The sequence below is a fragment of the Arthrobacter sp. D3-16 genome (genome assembly GCF_054408515.1).
The window spans coordinates 1079731-1095682 of the sequence record NZ_CP096437.1; the positions used below are offsets into that span (position 1 = coordinate 1079731).

Below are 15952 nucleotides of genomic sequence, written 5' to 3' on the forward strand. Positions count from 1 at the left end.
ATAGGCAATTGTACGAAACAGGGGGCGCGAAACTTTGCGTCTCCAGGCATGGCAGGGCTGGAATTATTGCCACGGTTGCTACCGTGCTCTGCACCACATCCCTGCTAGCCATTCCCACCGCGAACGCGGCCGTTCCGGCATTCCCGGACAACCTGGTGGTGTTCCCCGATCGTGACTTCATCACGATCGAGGGCTACCAGGACAGAATCGGCGAGACCGCCACCGTTGAGGTTACCCGCGGTGGCGGAGTGGTGGGTTCCGCCCAGAGTGTTGTCGCGGCAGGGGACGTCGCGTTTGAAATCAACCACCCTGGCGGAGTGTGCTGGGGCGCAGGCACCGGGCTGAATGTCACCCCGGACATCAAACCCGGAGACGTTGTATCCATCAGGTTCGGGGCCACCGAGGCAGGGGCCACCACGGTCCAGGACACCTACGTCACTGCCGACTCAATCCTCAACGGAAACACCGTGACCGTGAAGGGCCACGTCGCTGCAGGGGTCAACAGGGACCAGATGGAACAACGCATCGTGGAGCCCGCCCTCAAGGACACCTCTATAGGCCGCCGTGACATCCGTGCACTCCCCGGACCGCTGACGGCCGATGACGGCTACTCCTCCCGCCTGCAATTCGACCTCGACGGGCCGAACACCTTCACCGCAACCTACGTCTTCCAAGATGCCGCGACGGCCCAGATTGCCGCCAACGCCGCCGGTGCCCGCGCCATGGCCTGGGAGGAGCAGGACGCCGCCGACAACCGGCAGGGCCTGACCATCTCCGAGTTCCGCGAGGTTGGCGGCCCCGGCATGGGCGGCTGCCCGGCACGCGGAGAGGTTGCGACTGTGCCCGGCTCGTTGATTCCGGTGACACCGTTCCGGGCGCTGGATACCCGTGACAGTGCTGCTGTTGGGCCGGACTCGAGCGTTTCATTCCAGGTTGCGGGGGTGAACGGGATTCCCGGCGAAGTGTCTGCCGTGGTCTTCAACATGACAGTGGCGGAGGCGAAGAAGCACGGGTTCGTCACGGCTTATGCCTCCCAGACGGACAAGCCGACTGCATCCAACCTGAACTTTGATGCCGGCCAGATCGTTGCGAATGCAGTCACCGTGCCTGTGGGTGCTGACGGTAAAGTAACTCTCTTCAACCGGTCCGACGGAGCCACGCATCTGCTGGCGGACGTTTCGGGGTACTACCTGCGGGGGACTCCGGCGGCGGCGGGCGCGTTTGCGGCCCTCGCCCCCACCAGGTTCCTGGACACCAGGAGCGGCGAGCCGGTTGGTCCCGATTCGACCACGACTTTCCAGGTGGCAGGCGCGTACGGGCTACCCGACAGTGTGTCGGCCGTCGTGTTGAACCTGACGGTCGCGGAGGCACGTTCCTTTGGTTTCGTCTCCGCTTACCCCACGGGTGCGGACCTGCCCAATTCGTCCACAGTGAACTTCAAGGCCGGGCAGATCATCCCGAACGCGGCTACCGTGCCGGTAGGAGCTGACGGGACGGTGACCTTGTTCAACCGGTCCTCCGGTAACACGCATCTCGTGGTGGATGTGTCGGGCTACTACCTGCCCGGGACTCCGACGGCGGCGGGAACGTTCCAGGCGGTTACACCCAAGAGGTTCCTCGACACCCGGGATACTGCTTCCCCGGCAGGGAGGGATTCCACGATCTCCTTCGCGGTGGGAGGCGCCAACGGGATCCCCGTTAACGCTGCGGCTGTGGTCTTCAACCTGACGGTGGCACAAGCGGACTCCTTCGGGTACATCACCGCCCACGCCTCCGGGACCACCCGGCCCGCTGTTTCGAACCTGAACTTCAGCACCGGTCAGATCGTGCCCAACTCAGTGACGGTTCCGGTAGGAGCGGACGGCCGTGTCAACCTCTTCAACAGGTCCGCAGAATCCACCCACCTGCTGGCGGACGTCTCGGGCTACTTCCTTCCCAACTGATCCGGTGGTGAGGGGCCAGCGCACTGCCGGCCCCTTCACTCCAACGGTTCTCCCAGAAGCCGCACTCCCTTGGAGCTGCGGCTTCTGGCTGTCATCACCCGAAGCACGCCTTTGGCGAAGGTTTTTCCAAGGATTCGAATTAGATCTCCTCCAGCGTTCCGGGATGGGCTTTCCTCTGGCTAGAATCAGTCCGGGGGGTCGGCTGGTGATTCCCGGCTGACCGCGTCCGGCCCATCTGTAAGGGCGGCGCCCGTCCTGAGGATGTCCCTGCCTTGACCAAGCTCCTGCGTGTCCGTCCGTTGACCACCCTCGGGATGGCGTTGGCCGCCGTCCTGGCCACCCCCAGCCTTCAGGCACTCCCGGCGCAAGCCGACGACGCGGAGACCAGGAAGGCCACACCCCGCGCCCTTCAGGTACCCGCCGCCGCTGCTGCCACTGACCAGTTCATCGTGAAAACCAAGAGCCGTCCGGGAATAGCCCCAGAAGCCGCGACCACGGCGCAGGCAGCCACGGCAGCAGCGGGCAAGGTGGGGGCAGCGGCCCGGAACATCAGGAGCACCGCCGCCGGAGCGCAGGTGGTGAAGACCAGCAAACGGCTGGCGGAAGCCGAGTCCAGAACATTCCTGGCCTCGCTCCGTGCGAACCCGGACGTGGAGTACGCCGAGCCTGATGTCATGATGCATCCCACCGCCACCCCGAATGATGACAGCTACCAGGTCCAATGGGGCCTATGGGAGGAACCGGCAGGCATCCGCGCCCCGGGAGCCTGGGACGTCAACCGCGGCCAGGGCACTGTAGTGGCCATCGTGGACACTGGAATCACCGATCACTCTGAGCTGAGCGGCAAAGTGCTGCCGGGCTACGACATGATGTCCGACGCAGCCGGGGCACGGGACGGGGACGGGCGGGACGCCAACCCGCAGGACGAGGGGGACTGGACAGCGGCGGGCCAGTGCGGTGAGGGCGAGCCCGAGGGGATCTCTTCCTGGCACGGCACCCACGTGGCCGGAACCATCGCTGCCATCGGCAATAACGGCAACGGCATCACCGGGGTTGCCCCCGAAGCGAAAATCCTTCCCGTCAGGGCTATCGGGTTATGCGGCGGGTACGCCTCTGACGTTTCGGATTCGATCATCTGGGCCGCCGGCGGCCAAGTGCCGGGAGTACCCCTCAACCCCAACCGCGCACATGTCATCAACCTGAGCCTGGGCGGTCCCGCCGCCTGCTCCATCACCCAGCAAAACGCGATCAACTTCGCGTACAACGCAGGGGCCGCAGTAGTGGTGGCCGCCGGCAACTCTGGCCGCCCTGCTGCAGAGATGAGCCCGGCAAACTGCCAGAACGTCATCACCGTTGCAGCGGCCGGCCGCAACGGCGCCCGCGCCCCGTATTCCAACTACGGTGCCGCCGTGGACATCACGGCACCCGGTGGCGACACCTCCGCTGGCCTTTCGTCCGGCATCTATTCCACGTCCAACTACGGAGTGACCGTACCGCTGGATGGAGAATATTACGAGCACCTGCAGGGCACCTCGATGGCCGCACCGCACGTGGCCGGCGTTGCCGCGCTGCTGATGTCCGAGGTGGGCACAACCTACACTCCGGACATGGTGGAGAAGCGGCTGAAGGCTACCGCGCGTCCCATGGCCGTAGCCTGTGGCGAAGGCTGCGGCGCAGGGCTGCTTGATGCAACCACGGCACTCAACCTGTCCGGGGCAGATCTGCCCGCCAACACGGTAATGCCCGACGCCGTCACGTTCTCCGACAACGACGGCACGGCTCAGGACACCTTCACGGTTCCGGCCACCAAGGGCGTTGAATACCTGTCCGGGGGTGCTGTGGTGGCGGCAGGAGCGCACCCCGGTTCCGGCCACGTCACGGTCTCGGCGAGGGCACAGCCCGGATACACCATGGCGGCAGGGGCGCAGTCCCAGTGGTCGCTCACGTTCGCCACCACCTTTGCGCCGGTGCCGGGCTCGCTCATCCCCGTCACGCCATTCCGGGCCTTGGATACACGCAGCGGACCGCCGGTGGGCCGTGATTCCACGGTCTCCTTCCAGGTTGCAGGACAACCCGGGATCCCGGCCCAGGTCTCGGCAGTGGTATTCAACATGACCGTTGCCGAGGCCCGTTCCCACGGCTTCGTCACTGCCTACGCCTCCGGCACCACCCGTCCCGACGCCTCGAACCTGAACTTCAACGCGGGCGAAATCGTGGCCAATGCTGTCACCGTTCCGGTGGGCGCCGACGGAAAAGTGACGCTCTACAACCGGTCCGAAGGGGCAACCCATCTTCTGGCGGATGTCTCGGGCTACTACCTGCCCGGAACCCCGACGGCGGCCGGAGCCTTCAAGGCAATAACACCAAAGCGCTTCCTGGACACCAGGAACTCCACCGCGGTAGGCCGGGACTCCACGCTCACCGTCCAGGTGGGCGGCGCTCACGGCCTCCCGGCAAACGTCTCCGCCGTCGTGATGAACCTGACAGTCGCGGGAGCCGAAACCCACGGCTTCATCACGGCATTTGCCTCCAGAACGAACAAACCCAACGCGTCCAACGTTAATTTCCGGACCAACCAGATCGTTCCGAACTCCGTGACGGTTCCAGTGGGAACGGATGGAAAAGTGGCGCTGTTCAACCGTTCCGACGGGGCCACGCATCTGGTGGCCGATATTTCCGGCTATTACCTGCCAGGTACTCCAATTGCCGGCGGCACCTTCCAACCCATTGCACCCACGCGTTTCCTGGACACCCGCGACGGCTACCCAGCCGCCCCGGACACCGCCGCATCCTTCCAGGCGACCGGGGAACACGGGGTTCCTGTTGATGCTTCCGCCATTGTGTTCAACCTGACGGTGGCCCACGCGGACGCACACGGCTACATCACCGCCTACCCCATGCAACCAGTGCGGCCCGACTCCTCCAACGTGAACTTCCGCGCCGGCCAGATCGTGCCGAACTCGGTGCTGGTTCCGGTCGGGCAGTTCCGGAAGGTACTCCTCTATAACCGCTCACCAGGCAGGACCCATCTGGTGGCGGACGTCTCCGGCTACTTCCTCCCCGGCTGAAAATTTCTACAGCACAACCCCTTTACGGGCATGGCGCCGCTCACTAAAGTTTTTTCTTGTCATAGTCCGGATGGACGCTCGGGGGCGTCCGGGAAGGGGGAGTGCATCACCGCTGACCTATACCAGATGACCATTGACCACTACGAAGAAAGCCCCTCCTAGGAGGGGCTTTCCCTTTGTTCGGGCTGAACCTATGGGTATGGCAAACAGCAGGATTTTAGCTGTTGCCGATGTGCACGATGCTGTCGCGGTCCTGCTCGTTTGCGGGGGCATCGGCCAGGCCGGCCGGGGTGAGGTCAAGATCCTCGATGCCGAGCGGGCCGGGACGTCCGTCATTGGGCGTGGTGGTGTTGGTCATGCTCTGGGTTTCCTTCGGTCTATCTGGTGTTCGGATGGAAGCACGGGGCAGCGATTCAATATCTGAGGGATCCGCTTAAACCACGGACTGGTAGTTCGCCAGGACGGCAGGTAGTTCGGGTAGGAACTGGTCAAACTATGGTTGCGCCGTAGGGCTCTCTCAACAGGGTGAAGTGGTCCGCCATTGGGCTACAGCAGCCGAACTTGATGCCCTGCGCTGGACAGCAAGCGAGCAGCCAGAGTATCAGGAGCGCCGGCGTCAGGGCCAAACAGGAGACCTTTGGATGACGTTAGGAAACCCCAAGGTGCGGCCGCAGGGTTCCCCCAATATCCACTCCGTACTGTCCAGGCATGACCACTACCACCACTCCACTGCACAAGGCGAGCCGCCCCGAACCCGCCGGAACGTCACCCTTGACAAGCGCCGGAGGCCCCACCCGGCCCCTCCTTGACCATGTGGTGCTGGAGAGGTTGCGCGAGGATCTTCGGGAGTACGAAGTCTGGCGGGTGTTTGTGCAGAACTTCATCGCCGCCCTGCCTCTGAGGATCGAGAAGCTGCGGATGGCGTTGACTACCGGGGATGCAGCAGGCGCCATGGATGCGGTCCTCAGCCTCAAGACGGCCAGCCAGATGATCGGTGCCGAACGCCTCGCCGCACTGGCACTCGACCTCGAGGTGTCCCAGCGCGAAGGTATCCGGATCGCCGACCCAGCTGTCGCCCTGCCCCGGCTCGCAGTGGACTACCTGCACCGGATCCAGCAGCGTGCCGGACAGACTGCCTACGCCCTCCAGGCACACCTCGACACACCCAGGCCGCCGCGGGTGGTCGGAATGCAAACCTAGCCTGGGTGCTCACCGACCCGCGACAGCCATTCAGTAAAAAGTGCCTGTACGAGGCCGGGCTGCTCGTGGATCAGCGCATGGCCGGCGCGGTCGAGTGTGGCGAAGGTGGCCCGGGGATAGTGCTCCATCAACTCCCATGGGCCCTTGTACCCGGCGCTGGCATCCTGCCGCCCTGCAAGGATCAGCACCGGATGAGGATAGGCTTTCGCAGCTTCCGGCCGGTCCCTGAGCTTCCAGCGCGAAAAGATCCGCGCCAGGCCGGGCTCGTCGACGAGCGTGATTGCCGGAGCAACGTGCTCCCGGAACCGGTGCAGGGTTTCAGCGGTCTGGACAACGAAGTAATCGCGGTAGGTTGCCTCGAGGTCCGGGTCCAGTCCGCCTGCCGGATCGGCCGAGGAGATCAGGACCTCGTGCGGGGGAACGTCACGTGTTTGCGCTCCAACCGGGCAGATCAGCGCCAGCCCTACGGCCTGTTGGGTTCTCAGGCCGGCAATCGCGCGGGCGAGGTATCCGCCGTAGGAGTGTCCGACAACCAGGAACGGTTCCTCGCCAAGGGTGCGGTCGATAAACCCGAGCATCAAATCCAGGACGTCATCGTTGCCCGTGATCGTCCCGGGTGCAGGGGTGCGGCCCATGCCCGGAAGGTCCGGGTAGAGGCGGCGAAAACCGGGAGCATCCAGGAATGCCGGTTCAAGGGCGCCGGCCAGTTCGCGATGATCCACACCCGCCCCGTGCAGGGCGAGGACAGGTGTGCCGCGGCCGTGTTCGGCATAATGCACTGGCACTTCACCGACCATAACTTCCATGCCGTCAGTGTAGGGGGCACTACAGGCTAGTCTCGGATACCGGCGTGAACCGCCCGCTCAGATCACGAACCGCGTTCCCGGTGCCCCGCTCGGCGGGTTCCTGAGGATGCCCTCTGCCACTTCCCACTCCTGCGAACCAGGCGGCATGGCTGACCGCCTCCGGTGCAAACCGGATGTCCGGGGGGGCGAAGAAGGCCAGAGCGCAGGACATGCCCGCGTCCAGCCGGACCGGAACGGCAAGGACCTCGCCATAACCGGCGTCGAGGAACCGGCGCCGGTAAGCCTGCCACCGCAGGGAAGTACCGCCGTCGGACTCCACTACAACCGGATCCCCTGCGTCCACCGCCTGGGCCAGCGGGCCGTCGTGGAGATCCTGCTCCACGGCGGCAAGGGCAGCGGCCCTGCCGTTGTTGGCCGCGTGGACGGGACCCCGCTGTGCAGAAGCCACCATGGCGGCACAATCGAATTGAACCCCGACGGAACCGGTGAGCGCCACAGCAGCAGTTGAAATTCGCCGGGTGCCTCCCGGGGACTACCTGTTTGGCTGCGTTTCCAGCCACTCAAGGAACGTTTGCCGTCCGACGGCGGCACCCGCCTTGGGAATCAGCTTGCCCTTGCGCATCGCTGTACCCATCGGGCCCGGAACAGGCACTTGAACGATCCGTTTCCGCTTGCCGGTCTTCTTCAGGTAGGCACGGACAAGGTCCACCAATTGTTCACCGCGGGGCCCGCCGAGATCGGGAAGGCGGCCCTTGGGCCCTGCCTCTGCGGCGGTGACCAGGGCAGCCGCTACCTCCCGGGCAGCCACCGGCTGCGTGAACATCTTCGGGACCAGCACCACTGGGCCGGCCGAGGCGGCCTTCACCACCATGGGCACGAACTCGTGGAACTGCGTGGACCGGAGGAGGGACCAGGGAAGGCCCCCGTGCCTGACTTCATCCTCCTGCACCAGCTTCCCGGCGTAGAGACCCGAGGTGGCTTTGTCGATGCCCACAATGGAGAGCGCCACGTGGTGCCGCACGCCCGCCTTCTTCTCCGCCGCCAGCAGGTTCTGCGTGGCATTGGTGAAGAAGTCCACGGCTTTCTTGGTGGAGGTGGTATTGACCCCCGAGACGTCGATGACGGTTTCCACGCCTTCGAGCGCCTGGTCCAGGCCGCGGCCGTTCACGAGGTCCACCCCCTCCGAACGGCTCAGGCTGACGACGTCGTGCCCGCGTTCTTTCGCTGTCTCGACGACGTGGCGCCCGACGGTACCGGTTCCCCCTGCAACGGCAATCTTCATGAAAGAAATCCTAATCCTGTAGAGGCGGACGAAGTGGCCAGGGCTCGATTGGCAGTTTCCGAAGAAGGGCGCCCTGCCGTTTGGGCGGAGAGGTAGCCATCAAGGCAAAGTAGTAAGTACCCTTATGAACGGGTTCCTGCAGCTGCGGAATGCTTGGTTCGGCGAGTCGGTTGGAGATGGACGGCGTGGATGACGAGGTGCGGCGGCGGCTTGAGCTCGCTGCCACGATCGGTATGGATCCCCGGAAACTACTCCCTGGCAGCTCGGGCAAATCCCAGTGGTCGGAGTTCGAATTGGATGCTTACCTTCATGGTGGCATGGCCTGGCGCAAACTTGAGCGGGGCCGTGGTGCCGGCAAGGGAAGTGAAGGACAAACAGCGGGACGGCAGCAGGCTCTTTCGCCGGTCATTCATGGGGGAGGACCCAGGCAGCAGCACCCGGCTGACCGGAGGAGGCCCCGTGAGCAGTCATTGTCCGCCCTGGGAGCTGCCGGTAAGTTCCTGCTCACCCCTGAGCAGGCAGAGGGAGAACGCCTGAAGTCACTGCATGAGACGAACCTGCTTGACAGCGGGGCGGAGGAAGCATTTGATCGCATTGTGACTGCCACCAGGAAGTACTTTGATGTGGGGGCTGCATCATTGTCGCTGATCGCCGAAGATGCCCAGTACTTCAAGTCTGTCTTCGGGCCACTCCGCGACGAAACTCCGAGGCAGATCGCACTCTGCACGGCAACGGTGGAACAAAATTCGATGCTGATCATCAACGACACACGTACCGATGCCCGATTCGCCTCCAATCCACTCGTCGTGGGGGAGCCGCACATCCGCTTCTACGCCGGCTATCCCTTGCACGGGCCACGCGGCTGGAATATCGGAACGCTGTGCATCATCGACCAAAAACCCCGCGCCTTTCCGCCATCTGATCAGCAGGTACTCCGGACACTCGCAGCGATTGCCCAGAGCCATATAGACGCACGGACGTAGTGCGGTTGCCTATCGAAGGAGTGGTAAGAATGCCTGTCATAGAAGAAAGCGTCTTAATCAACCGTCCGCCAGAGGAGGTTTTCCAGTTCCTCATCAGGACGGAGAACATCCCTGTTTGGGACTCTTCCGTTATCCAGGCTGAACAGGTGGGTGACGGTCCGGTCGGAGTTGGCACGCGCTCCAGGGGAACCAGCAAAGTTTTGGGCAGGCAGTTTGACTGGGTGACTGAGAACGTCCACTTTGACCCACCAAAGCAGTCGGTCATCCGCTCCATTGAAGGCAAGTTCGACTTCACTATCAGCAACGTCCTGGAACCAGAGGCCGGGGGAACACGCCTCACCTACCGCGTTGAGGTTGACAGCGGCATGGGTGGATTCTTTGGCAAACTTGCAGATCCGCTGGTGCAGAAGGCCCATGCCCGCACCGTGCGCGCAAACCTGGAGACCCTGGCCGATTTGCTGGCCGAACATCCGGGCGGCGTGTAAGCCATCCAGGTAGCCCGCTTCCGGCTCCACGTCCGCGGGAAGCCTTTACCCGCGGACCCTCCTAACAGTCATTCTGCGCCGTCGGGCTGGGGCCTGGCCAGTAACAGGGCGCAGGCGGCGCCAAGGCCTGTGCGCGTGGGTGGTGCCGGCGTCAGCGGGAGTGGAAGCGGAAGCTACCACCGATGAGCCGCTCCTGCGGCGCCGCAACCTGAGGAGCACAAAAACCGTCAGGCCCACCCAGGCGAAAGCCACACCGATAATCAGGATTACCGCCGGGAGCATGTCCATGGCTAAGTGTAGGCGCGAGGACGCCAGCACGGATTACTCGTTTCCGGGCCTGCTGACCACGTGCTTTCAGGGAATATGGGCGATAAGTACTTGTATTCGAATCCGTGCCCGCCGCCGTTCAGTCTTGAGATCAACAGCCGGGCTGGCTATTTCGCACCAAGGCGCCATGATGGCAGGAGGAGAGCGAAAAACCGGTCGAGCCCACGGCTCGGATTCGCGAAACCAAGGTGCTCGGGAGTTCACCCGTCATCTGCCTGCTTCGAGTTCGGGGGTATTTAATTACTGCCTGCCTTGCGCTGGTGCCGGCGGCAGTAGCAAGGGTTTTCCAATGCAGGATCCACGGCCGCAGGCGCAGTTTTTGGTCCGCGATGATCATTCGTCACTCTGTCTTTTATGGGTCTGGTATAGGGCAAATGGCGGCGAGGCGCGGCTGGAGGAATTTGACGCCTACCTTCACGGGCTCCTCGTCCTGGACGCCTTTGATCTGAAGATCCTGGCCTGGGCCATGGAGGATTATGGGAAAGCGCGTGTGCCCGGCACTTAGGCGGCATGGGCGACCACGTGGCCAGCGTGCACGCTGTTGTCGCCATGCTGGCATTGATCTAGGTTGAGATATGGCCACTTCCCCTGAACAAGAGCTGCTCGTCCAGCTCCAGGACCTCATTATCGGTACGGATTCCGTCGCGGAGTTCCTTGGTAGCCTCGCCGATGTAGCCGCTGCAACGATCAGTCGCAGCGCGGGGACTGCGGTGGAGTGCGGAGTGACGTTGAGACGTCATCGGGCTTCTGTCACCGTAGGCGGCAGCAGCGACCGGGCGATGGATCTGGACAGGATCGAGCAGCAGGCCGGCCCAGGTCCTTGTATGAGCGCACTGCGGACGAAGTCCCCAGTGCTGCTGGGAGATACGCGCAGTGACCCGCGCTGGCCGGAGTACCAAAAGCAGTTGATGGACCACGGATGCTTCACGTCCCTTGGCGTCCCGATGGAACTGAACGAAGAGGCGTCTGCTGCGTTGAATTTCTTCGCGTCCCACGCCGGCGTCTTCAGCGAGGCCACGGTCCGCGACGCCGCGGGGTTCGCTGAGATCGCCGGCCATGCGGTGCGGCTGGCCGTGAAGGTCGCGACCATTCAAGGGGTCGCCCAGGACATGGAATCGGCCATGAAAAGCCGGACGGCCATCGACCTCGCCTGCGGGATCGTCATTGCCCAGAATCGGTGTAGTCAAAGCGAAGCCATGAGGATCCTGACCAAGGCTTCCAGCACCCGGAACCAAAAACTCCGCGATCTCGCCGTCGAAATTGTGATCGGTGCTTCCGGTGAGGAGCCGCAAACCCACTTCGACCGGGGAGCCACGAACCTTCAGCGGACCCAAACGGCCCCAAACTGACCGCCCTTCGATGTGACTGTCAGCGGGGGATGCGGCGTCCCCTGAACCGGCTCAGGAGCAGCAGGACCACAGCCACGATCAGCAGCACCGGGGCCACCCCCAGGAGGAAGCCCAGCGTTTCGACGGCCAGGCCCACAATGAGGAGGACTATGGCGACGGCAACGATTGCCCCGACTAATGCTTTCATCAGTTACACCCTTCGACCCCACGACGGGTCAGGCCCTGGAAAAGTTGGTTTCCCCAGCGTACGCCGTTGCCACGGCGCGGCACCCATGAGTACTGAACATTCTTGAGGGGCTGCGGTATGAAGATGCGAGGCCCTTAGCTTGCGTCCCTCTCGTCCTGGTCCGACTGGAGCTCACCCTCGCCTGATTGGAGGAAGATGGCTTGGCTGTAGCCGGCACGGCGCCCATTGACACCAAGGCTGTTCAGGGACTCGTTCAGAGCGTGCGCCAGCATATCCCTCTCAATCGGAGGAAGACTCATGGCACCGTGCACGTAGGCCTGGATTTCGGTCAAGCCGGCTCTTCCGCCAATTCCGAAGTACTTCATCCAGATCTGCTCAAGGGTAAATGGTGCAGCCTCGAATGCTAGCCGGAATCCTTGGCGCTGTTCGTCCTCGTCCCCAGGGAGGGCCATCCTTCACCCCCGGTCATGAATCAAGTCCCGGCGTGGACTCGAGGATTTCTTCAGCCACTTCCTGCATGGTTTTGTTCTCGTTCAGTGCCCGAGTCATCAGGTGCAGCATTGCGTTATGGCTGCCCATGCCGAGGCTCGCCATGACGATCCCCTTGGCGGTGCTGATGGCATCGCGTTGCGCCAGGGTCGACTTGAGCTGATCGCTCAGCATTTGGGCCCGTTCCCGTGCCTGCACGTTGACCAGGAAGATCGACGCCTGGGCTGCTAACAGTTCCAGGAGCCGGGTCAGCCGGTGCGAAGCTGCCTTCGGTTTGTCCCAGTAAATCTTGATGGCTCCGAAAGCGAGATCCCCGGAAAGAAGGGGGACGCTGACGCACGACCGTAAACCCAGATCGCCTGCTGCCATGCCCCATTCAGGCCAGCGCAGGTCGGTGCGCACGTCTGCAATGTCCACCGGGGATCCCGACGCCCAGGCGCTGATGCAGGGGCCCTGTCCAAGCTCATATTGAAGGGCATCCGCCTGTGCCACGATCGGGCTCGTCGAAGCGGCGCTGCTGCGGTTGCCGCTCGCATCCAAGAGGGATACGCCTGCTCCAGCAGCGTCATTTACGGCCAGGACTGCAGCCTCGGTGATGAGCTTCAGCGCGCTGGAAACGGTCTCCTCAGTCAGGAGGACGTTGGAAAACCGCGCTATAACCGCGGCCAGCTCGTCGGCCAGCGGCAACTCAGTGTCCATGTACGGCTCCATTCCCAGCGTCTTGGCCCTTGGTGGACCAGCTGCTTAGTGCTTTCATCCCAGCACACATTGCCTTAGCCTTCCACTCATCGGCGTCACGTGGCGTAGAGGTGCCGCGAACGGCGGTGTGGGGTTGCGGCTGCTGCATGAGTGCGTTCGACGCCGTCCATTACCACCGCGGTCAGGCTCTGGCTGTTGACCATCGCCTCGCGTTGCCTGCGGGCGCCGTTACCGGAGGCCAGGATGTGGGCGAGTCCCAGCGTGACCTGGTCCTCGTCCCCGAAGCTGGCCAGGACGGGCCGGATATGTGCCAGTAGGTCCTGCACGGCCTCCGTCGCAGGGCAAGGCGAGTTCCGCAGGGGATGCAGGAGGTTGCCGTCGACGCCGGCTTCGCTGGCCATCCAGCCCGCCAGGCGCAGTTGCGCGGCCGGCAGGCGGGGCGCCGGAATTCCGGCCCGCCATTCCTGGGCGGCCCGTTCCACCAGTGCCCGCACGATGGCCGCAAGAACTGCGGCGTGTTCCGCCTCCATGCAGACGTCAGCGATGCGCACCTCAACGGTGGGGTGATTGCGGGACAGCCGCGCATCAAAATACACCATGCCTTCGTCCAGGAGCACGCCGGTGGCCAGCAAATCCTGCACGTGGCGGCGGTATTCCTGCAAGGATCCGAACTGTTCGCAAGGTCCCGCCGTCGGCCATCGGCTCCACGCCTGGTAGCGGAAACTTGCGTAACCGCTGTTGGTTCCCTGCCAGAACGGGGAGTTCGCACTCAGCGCCAGCAGCACCGGCAACCAAACGCGGATACGGTCCAGGACCGCCACTCCTTCGTCTCCTGAGGTCACATGGACATGGACGTGGAAGCCGCAGGTCAACTGTTCCCTGAAGGTCAGGTGGAACCGGGCCGCCATGTTCAGGTAACGCCTTTCCGGCACCAGTGTGGGGGTGGCGGCCAAGGGGCTGGTAGCCAGCGCCGCCGCTCTTGCACCAACTGCCCGGGCGGCTGTATCGGCCATGGCCCGGCCCTGCCGGATGGCCTCGGTCATCTGCTGCAGGGTGGAACAAACAGGACCAACAACCTCGAGCTGCTCTTGTTTGACCTCCAGAGCCAGCGCTGGTCCCTGCCCGGTTCTTGGATTCCTTACGGCGTGCCGCAACGCCTGTTCGGCCACGGGCACAGGTTGGCCTGTGGTCGGATCGACGAGCAGGAATTCCTCTTCAACGCCGAACGTGCGGCGGGGCCGGCCGGCCGGAGGAATGCCGGGCTGATCTGTTGCAGGTTTCATGGCAGTTCCAATGAGGAAGCCATCCGAACCGTTGACGCTGGTCCAGCAGGCATGTGGAGCAACCAGCCCTCCTGCACGAGCCCAGGCAAACCCCTCAGACTAAGCAGGCCGCTGATTCCTCCAGAGTACCCGCGTGTGCCCGTTGCAGGAAGGGAACGTGAGAGCGTAATGTGCGCGCATGTCAGTAGGGACACCAAAGGAGAACAACCAAGGGGTTTCAACGGGAACACGCAGGGTTGTGGTTCTCGTGGGATTCATAGCTTTGATTGTGGCGGGAGTGGGTGGTGCCAGCCTCTACAGCAACTTTGCTGAACGCGACCAGGTGCAGAACCGGGAATCCTTGCCAACTGCACGGGCCTGCCAGGTTATGGACCGGTCGGCAATGGCGCCAACCACGGGTGCCTTGTTCGGCGTGAACCTGGACTGGCGGGCCAAGTCCCTGGAGCGCTACGCCTTCGACCTGAAGCACAAGCCCGCCGTCAGCGTGTCCTTCACTGGGTTTCCTTACACAGAGGAGGAAAAGACTGAGCTGCGGCGCGCCGTCGTGCAGATCCGTGCCAACGGGCAGATGATGCTGCTGACCCTGGAGCCTGCCAACGGACTGTCAGAGGTTACTGCCGAGTCCGCCGAAGCGTTGGCAAGAGACCTCGCTGAGTTCAATGGCGACGGCGTCCCTGTGGTGGTGCGCTTCGGCCCCCAAATGAACGGCTCCTGGTATCCCTGGTCCCAGCAGCCCGCCCGTTACATCGAAGCCTTCCGGACCCTCGCGGGCGCCGTCCACACCCTTGCTCCCGGTTCAGCGATGATGTGGGCACCGAACTACGGTGGCGGCTACCAGCTCGGGGGCGGCCAGTATGAAGCCCAACCCGGAACTGCCGACTTCACTTCTTTGGATACCGACGCGGATGGTGCCCTGACCATGAGCGACGACGCCTATGCCCCCTACTATCCGGGCGATGACGCCGTGGACTGGGTGGGCATGTCGCTCTACCACTGGGGCGGCGAGTACCCCTGGGGTGAAAACGAGCTTCCCGAGCCGAACAAGTTCGCTGACCAACTCACCGGCAACTACTCCGGTGCCAACGGCGATGACACCCAGCTGCCTGACTTCTACGAGGTGTACGGGGAGGTGCACGGCAAGCCGGTGGCCATCCCCGAGACGGCTGCCCTTTTCGCCCCGGCTGCCGGCGGGGAGGGGGAGTTGGCCATCAAGCAGGCCTGGTGGAACCAGCTCTTCGCTCCAGCCACGGCCGCACGGTTCCCCCAGCTCAAGATGATCAACTGGTTCGAGTGGGACAGGGAAGAGGAAGAAGCCGGGGGCAGGGTGGATTGGACGGTGACCAACACCCCGGCGGTCCGGGATGCCTTCATCGCAGCCTTGCCCGCCTGGCTTCGCTACGGTCCGGCGGAGTCCTGTAGGCCCGGTACCTGAACCCGGCGTGAGGCCTGAAGCAGGTGCCTTTTCAGGACGAACGCCGTCTGCTGCGCGCATTGCCTGACACCCGCCAAACGCGTCGCCGCAAGCTTGGGCAGGACAACTGACGGATCGCCGTCGCCCGGCTGGATCCGCAGGGACCACTCCAGATCGAGGGCGACGTCCGCCAGCCGCTCCGCGCCCACCATTTGGCTTGAGGTCTTTAGGCTAAGCACGGCATCTTTTGCGGTGACAGCATCACCCGTGGTGAGGGCCAGCCGGAGCCTTTCCATCCTGGAGGGGAGATGTGCAACGAAGTCCTGAATGAATACCTTCCAGACTCCCTCGTCGTAGTCCAGTTCCAACCGCAACCTGTCCAGCACCGTACTGTCCAGGAGCGGCAGGGTATGGCCGTCGTACTGCGTCATTGCTGTCCT

Annotated in this window: 17 protein-coding genes; 9 read left to right on the forward strand and 8 right to left on the reverse strand. The window is 63.6% G+C overall.

What is annotated here, in order from left to right:
• The first annotated feature begins 83 nt into the window (after positions 1–83).
• Both M1D32_RS05220 and M1D32_RS05225 read left to right on the forward strand, forming a co-directional pair.
• Positions 84–1943, forward strand: a complete 1860-nt coding sequence (locus tag M1D32_RS05220; RefSeq protein WP_458781270.1) for a hypothetical protein — start codon at positions 84–86, stop codon at positions 1941–1943.
• Positions 1944–2215: 272 nt separating this feature from the next.
• Positions 2216–5011: a S8 family peptidase gene (locus tag M1D32_RS05225; RefSeq protein WP_458781271.1), complete on the forward strand. Its 2796-nt coding sequence runs from the start codon at positions 2216–2218 to the stop codon at positions 5009–5011.
• Positions 5012–5228: 217 nt separating this feature from the next.
• On the opposite strand, the gene M1D32_RS05230 is transcribed toward M1D32_RS05225, so the two are convergent.
• Positions 5229–5369 (reverse strand): hypothetical protein, encoded by a 141-nt coding sequence (locus tag M1D32_RS05230; RefSeq protein ID WP_458781272.1) that lies wholly within the window; start codon positions 5367–5369, stop codon positions 5229–5231.
• 350 nt (positions 5370–5719) lie between these two features.
• Between M1D32_RS05230 and M1D32_RS05235 the strand changes: the two genes are divergently transcribed.
• Entirely contained in the window at positions 5720–6211 is a 492-nt protein-coding gene (locus tag M1D32_RS05235) for an Hpt domain-containing protein (RefSeq protein WP_458781273.1), read from the forward strand.
• On the opposite strand, the gene M1D32_RS05240 is transcribed toward M1D32_RS05235, so the two are convergent.
• On the reverse strand, positions 6208–7017 hold the full coding sequence (locus M1D32_RS05240; protein ID WP_458781274.1) for an alpha/beta fold hydrolase: 810 nt from the start codon (positions 7015–7017) through the stop codon (positions 6208–6210). The genes M1D32_RS05235 and M1D32_RS05240 overlap by 4 nt on opposite strands.
• 145 nt (positions 7018–7162) lie before the next feature.
• On the opposite strand from M1D32_RS05240, the gene M1D32_RS05245 reads away from it, so the two are divergent.
• Positions 7163–7525, forward strand: a complete 363-nt coding sequence (locus tag M1D32_RS05245; protein ID WP_458781275.1) for a hypothetical protein — start codon at positions 7163–7165, stop codon at positions 7523–7525.
• A 24-nt stretch (positions 7526–7549) separates the two neighbouring features.
• Here the strand turns inward: M1D32_RS05245 and M1D32_RS05250 are convergent, their stop codons facing one another.
• Entirely contained in the window at positions 7550–8299 is a 750-nt protein-coding gene (locus M1D32_RS05250) for an SDR family oxidoreductase (protein ID WP_458781276.1), read from the reverse strand.
• Between the two features lie 176 nt (positions 8300–8475).
• Here M1D32_RS05250 and M1D32_RS05255 point away from each other — a divergent pair, with 176 nt between their 5' ends.
• The 4 genes from M1D32_RS05255 to M1D32_RS05270 all read left to right on the forward strand — a co-directional run bounded on the left by M1D32_RS05255 (position 8476) and on the right by M1D32_RS05270 (position 11443).
• Positions 8476–9282 (forward strand): GAF domain-containing protein, encoded by an 807-nt coding sequence (locus M1D32_RS05255; protein WP_458781277.1) that lies wholly within the window; start codon positions 8476–8478, stop codon positions 9280–9282.
• Between the two features lie 29 nt (positions 9283–9311).
• Positions 9312–9767, forward strand: coding sequence for an SRPBCC family protein (locus M1D32_RS05260; RefSeq protein ID WP_458781278.1), 456 nt, complete (start codon positions 9312–9314; stop codon positions 9765–9767).
• A gap of 616 nt (positions 9768–10383) precedes the next feature.
• A complete protein-coding gene (locus tag M1D32_RS05265) occupies positions 10384–10599 on the forward strand; it encodes a hypothetical protein (RefSeq protein ID WP_458781279.1) in 216 nt (71 codons plus the stop codon).
• Positions 10600–10669: 70 nt separating this feature from the next.
• Positions 10670–11443, forward strand: a complete 774-nt coding sequence (locus tag M1D32_RS05270) for a GAF and ANTAR domain-containing protein (protein WP_458781280.1) — start codon at positions 10670–10672, stop codon at positions 11441–11443.
• 19 nt (positions 11444–11462) lie between these two features.
• Here M1D32_RS05270 and M1D32_RS05275 read toward each other — a convergent pair whose 3' ends face one another.
• The 4 genes from M1D32_RS05275 to M1D32_RS05290 all read right to left on the reverse strand — a co-directional run bounded on the left by M1D32_RS05275 (position 11463) and on the right by M1D32_RS05290 (position 14101).
• On the reverse strand, positions 11463–11630 hold the full coding sequence (locus tag M1D32_RS05275) for a hypothetical protein (protein ID WP_458781281.1): 168 nt from the start codon (positions 11628–11630) through the stop codon (positions 11463–11465).
• 134 nt (positions 11631–11764) lie between these two features.
• Positions 11765–11962, reverse strand: a complete 198-nt coding sequence (locus M1D32_RS05280) for a hypothetical protein (RefSeq protein ID WP_458781282.1) — start codon at positions 11960–11962, stop codon at positions 11765–11767.
• A 133-nt stretch (positions 11963–12095) separates the two neighbouring features.
• Positions 12096–12818, reverse strand: a complete 723-nt coding sequence (locus tag M1D32_RS05285) for a GAF domain-containing protein (protein ID WP_458781283.1) — start codon at positions 12816–12818, stop codon at positions 12096–12098.
• A 95-nt stretch (positions 12819–12913) separates the two neighbouring features.
• Positions 12914–14101: a glutamate--cysteine ligase gene (locus tag M1D32_RS05290; protein WP_458781284.1), complete on the reverse strand. Its 1188-nt coding sequence runs from the start codon at positions 14099–14101 to the stop codon at positions 12914–12916.
• A gap of 178 nt (positions 14102–14279) precedes the next feature.
• Between M1D32_RS05290 and M1D32_RS05295 the strand changes: the two genes are divergently transcribed.
• Positions 14280–15533, forward strand: a complete 1254-nt coding sequence (locus tag M1D32_RS05295; protein WP_458781285.1) for a glycoside hydrolase family 26 protein — start codon at positions 14280–14282, stop codon at positions 15531–15533.
• Here the strand turns inward: M1D32_RS05295 and M1D32_RS05300 are convergent.
• On the reverse strand, positions 15497–15943 hold the full coding sequence (locus tag M1D32_RS05300) for an Hpt domain-containing protein (RefSeq protein WP_458781286.1): 447 nt from the start codon (positions 15941–15943) through the stop codon (positions 15497–15499). The two genes, M1D32_RS05295 and M1D32_RS05300, sit on opposite strands and share 37 nt — an antisense overlap.
• Positions 15944–15952 lie beyond the last annotated feature (9 nt).

What these genes read in the sequence shown, in the direction of transcription:
- M1D32_RS05230 (WP_458781272.1), bottom strand. Translation starts at nt 5,369, where the DNA reads ATGACCAACACCACCACGCCCAATGACGGACGTCCCGGCCCGCTCGGC.
- M1D32_RS05235 (WP_458781273.1), top strand. Translation starts at nt 5,720, where the DNA reads ATGACCACTACCACCACTCCACTGCACAAGGCGAGCCGCCCCGAACCC.
- M1D32_RS05240 (WP_458781274.1), bottom strand. Translation starts at nt 7,017, where the DNA reads ATGGAAGTTATGGTCGGTGAAGTGCCAGTGCATTATGCCGAACACGGC.
- M1D32_RS05245 (WP_458781275.1), top strand. Translation starts at nt 7,163, where the DNA reads ATGGCTGACCGCCTCCGGTGCAAACCGGATGTCCGGGGGGGCGAAGAA.
- M1D32_RS05250 (WP_458781276.1), bottom strand. Translation starts at nt 8,299, where the DNA reads ATGAAGATTGCCGTTGCAGGGGGAACCGGTACCGTCGGGCGCCACGTC.
- M1D32_RS05255 (WP_458781277.1), top strand. Translation starts at nt 8,476, where the DNA reads ATGGACGGCGTGGATGACGAGGTGCGGCGGCGGCTTGAGCTCGCTGCC.
- M1D32_RS05260 (WP_458781278.1), top strand. Translation starts at nt 9,312, where the DNA reads ATGCCTGTCATAGAAGAAAGCGTCTTAATCAACCGTCCGCCAGAGGAG.
- M1D32_RS05265 (WP_458781279.1), top strand. Translation starts at nt 10,384, where the DNA reads ATGCAGGATCCACGGCCGCAGGCGCAGTTTTTGGTCCGCGATGATCAT.
- M1D32_RS05270 (WP_458781280.1), top strand. Translation starts at nt 10,670, where the DNA reads ATGGCCACTTCCCCTGAACAAGAGCTGCTCGTCCAGCTCCAGGACCTC.
- M1D32_RS05275 (WP_458781281.1), bottom strand. Translation starts at nt 11,630, where the DNA reads ATGAAAGCATTAGTCGGGGCAATCGTTGCCGTCGCCATAGTCCTCCTC.
- M1D32_RS05285 (WP_458781283.1), bottom strand. Translation starts at nt 12,818, where the DNA reads ATGGACACTGAGTTGCCGCTGGCCGACGAGCTGGCCGCGGTTATAGCG.
- M1D32_RS05290 (WP_458781284.1), bottom strand. Translation starts at nt 14,101, where the DNA reads ATGAAACCTGCAACAGATCAGCCCGGCATTCCTCCGGCCGGCCGGCCC.
- M1D32_RS05295 (WP_458781285.1), top strand. Translation starts at nt 14,280, where the DNA reads ATGTCAGTAGGGACACCAAAGGAGAACAACCAAGGGGTTTCAACGGGA.
- M1D32_RS05300 (WP_458781286.1), bottom strand. Translation starts at nt 15,943, where the DNA reads ATGACGCAGTACGACGGCCATACCCTGCCGCTCCTGGACAGTACGGTG.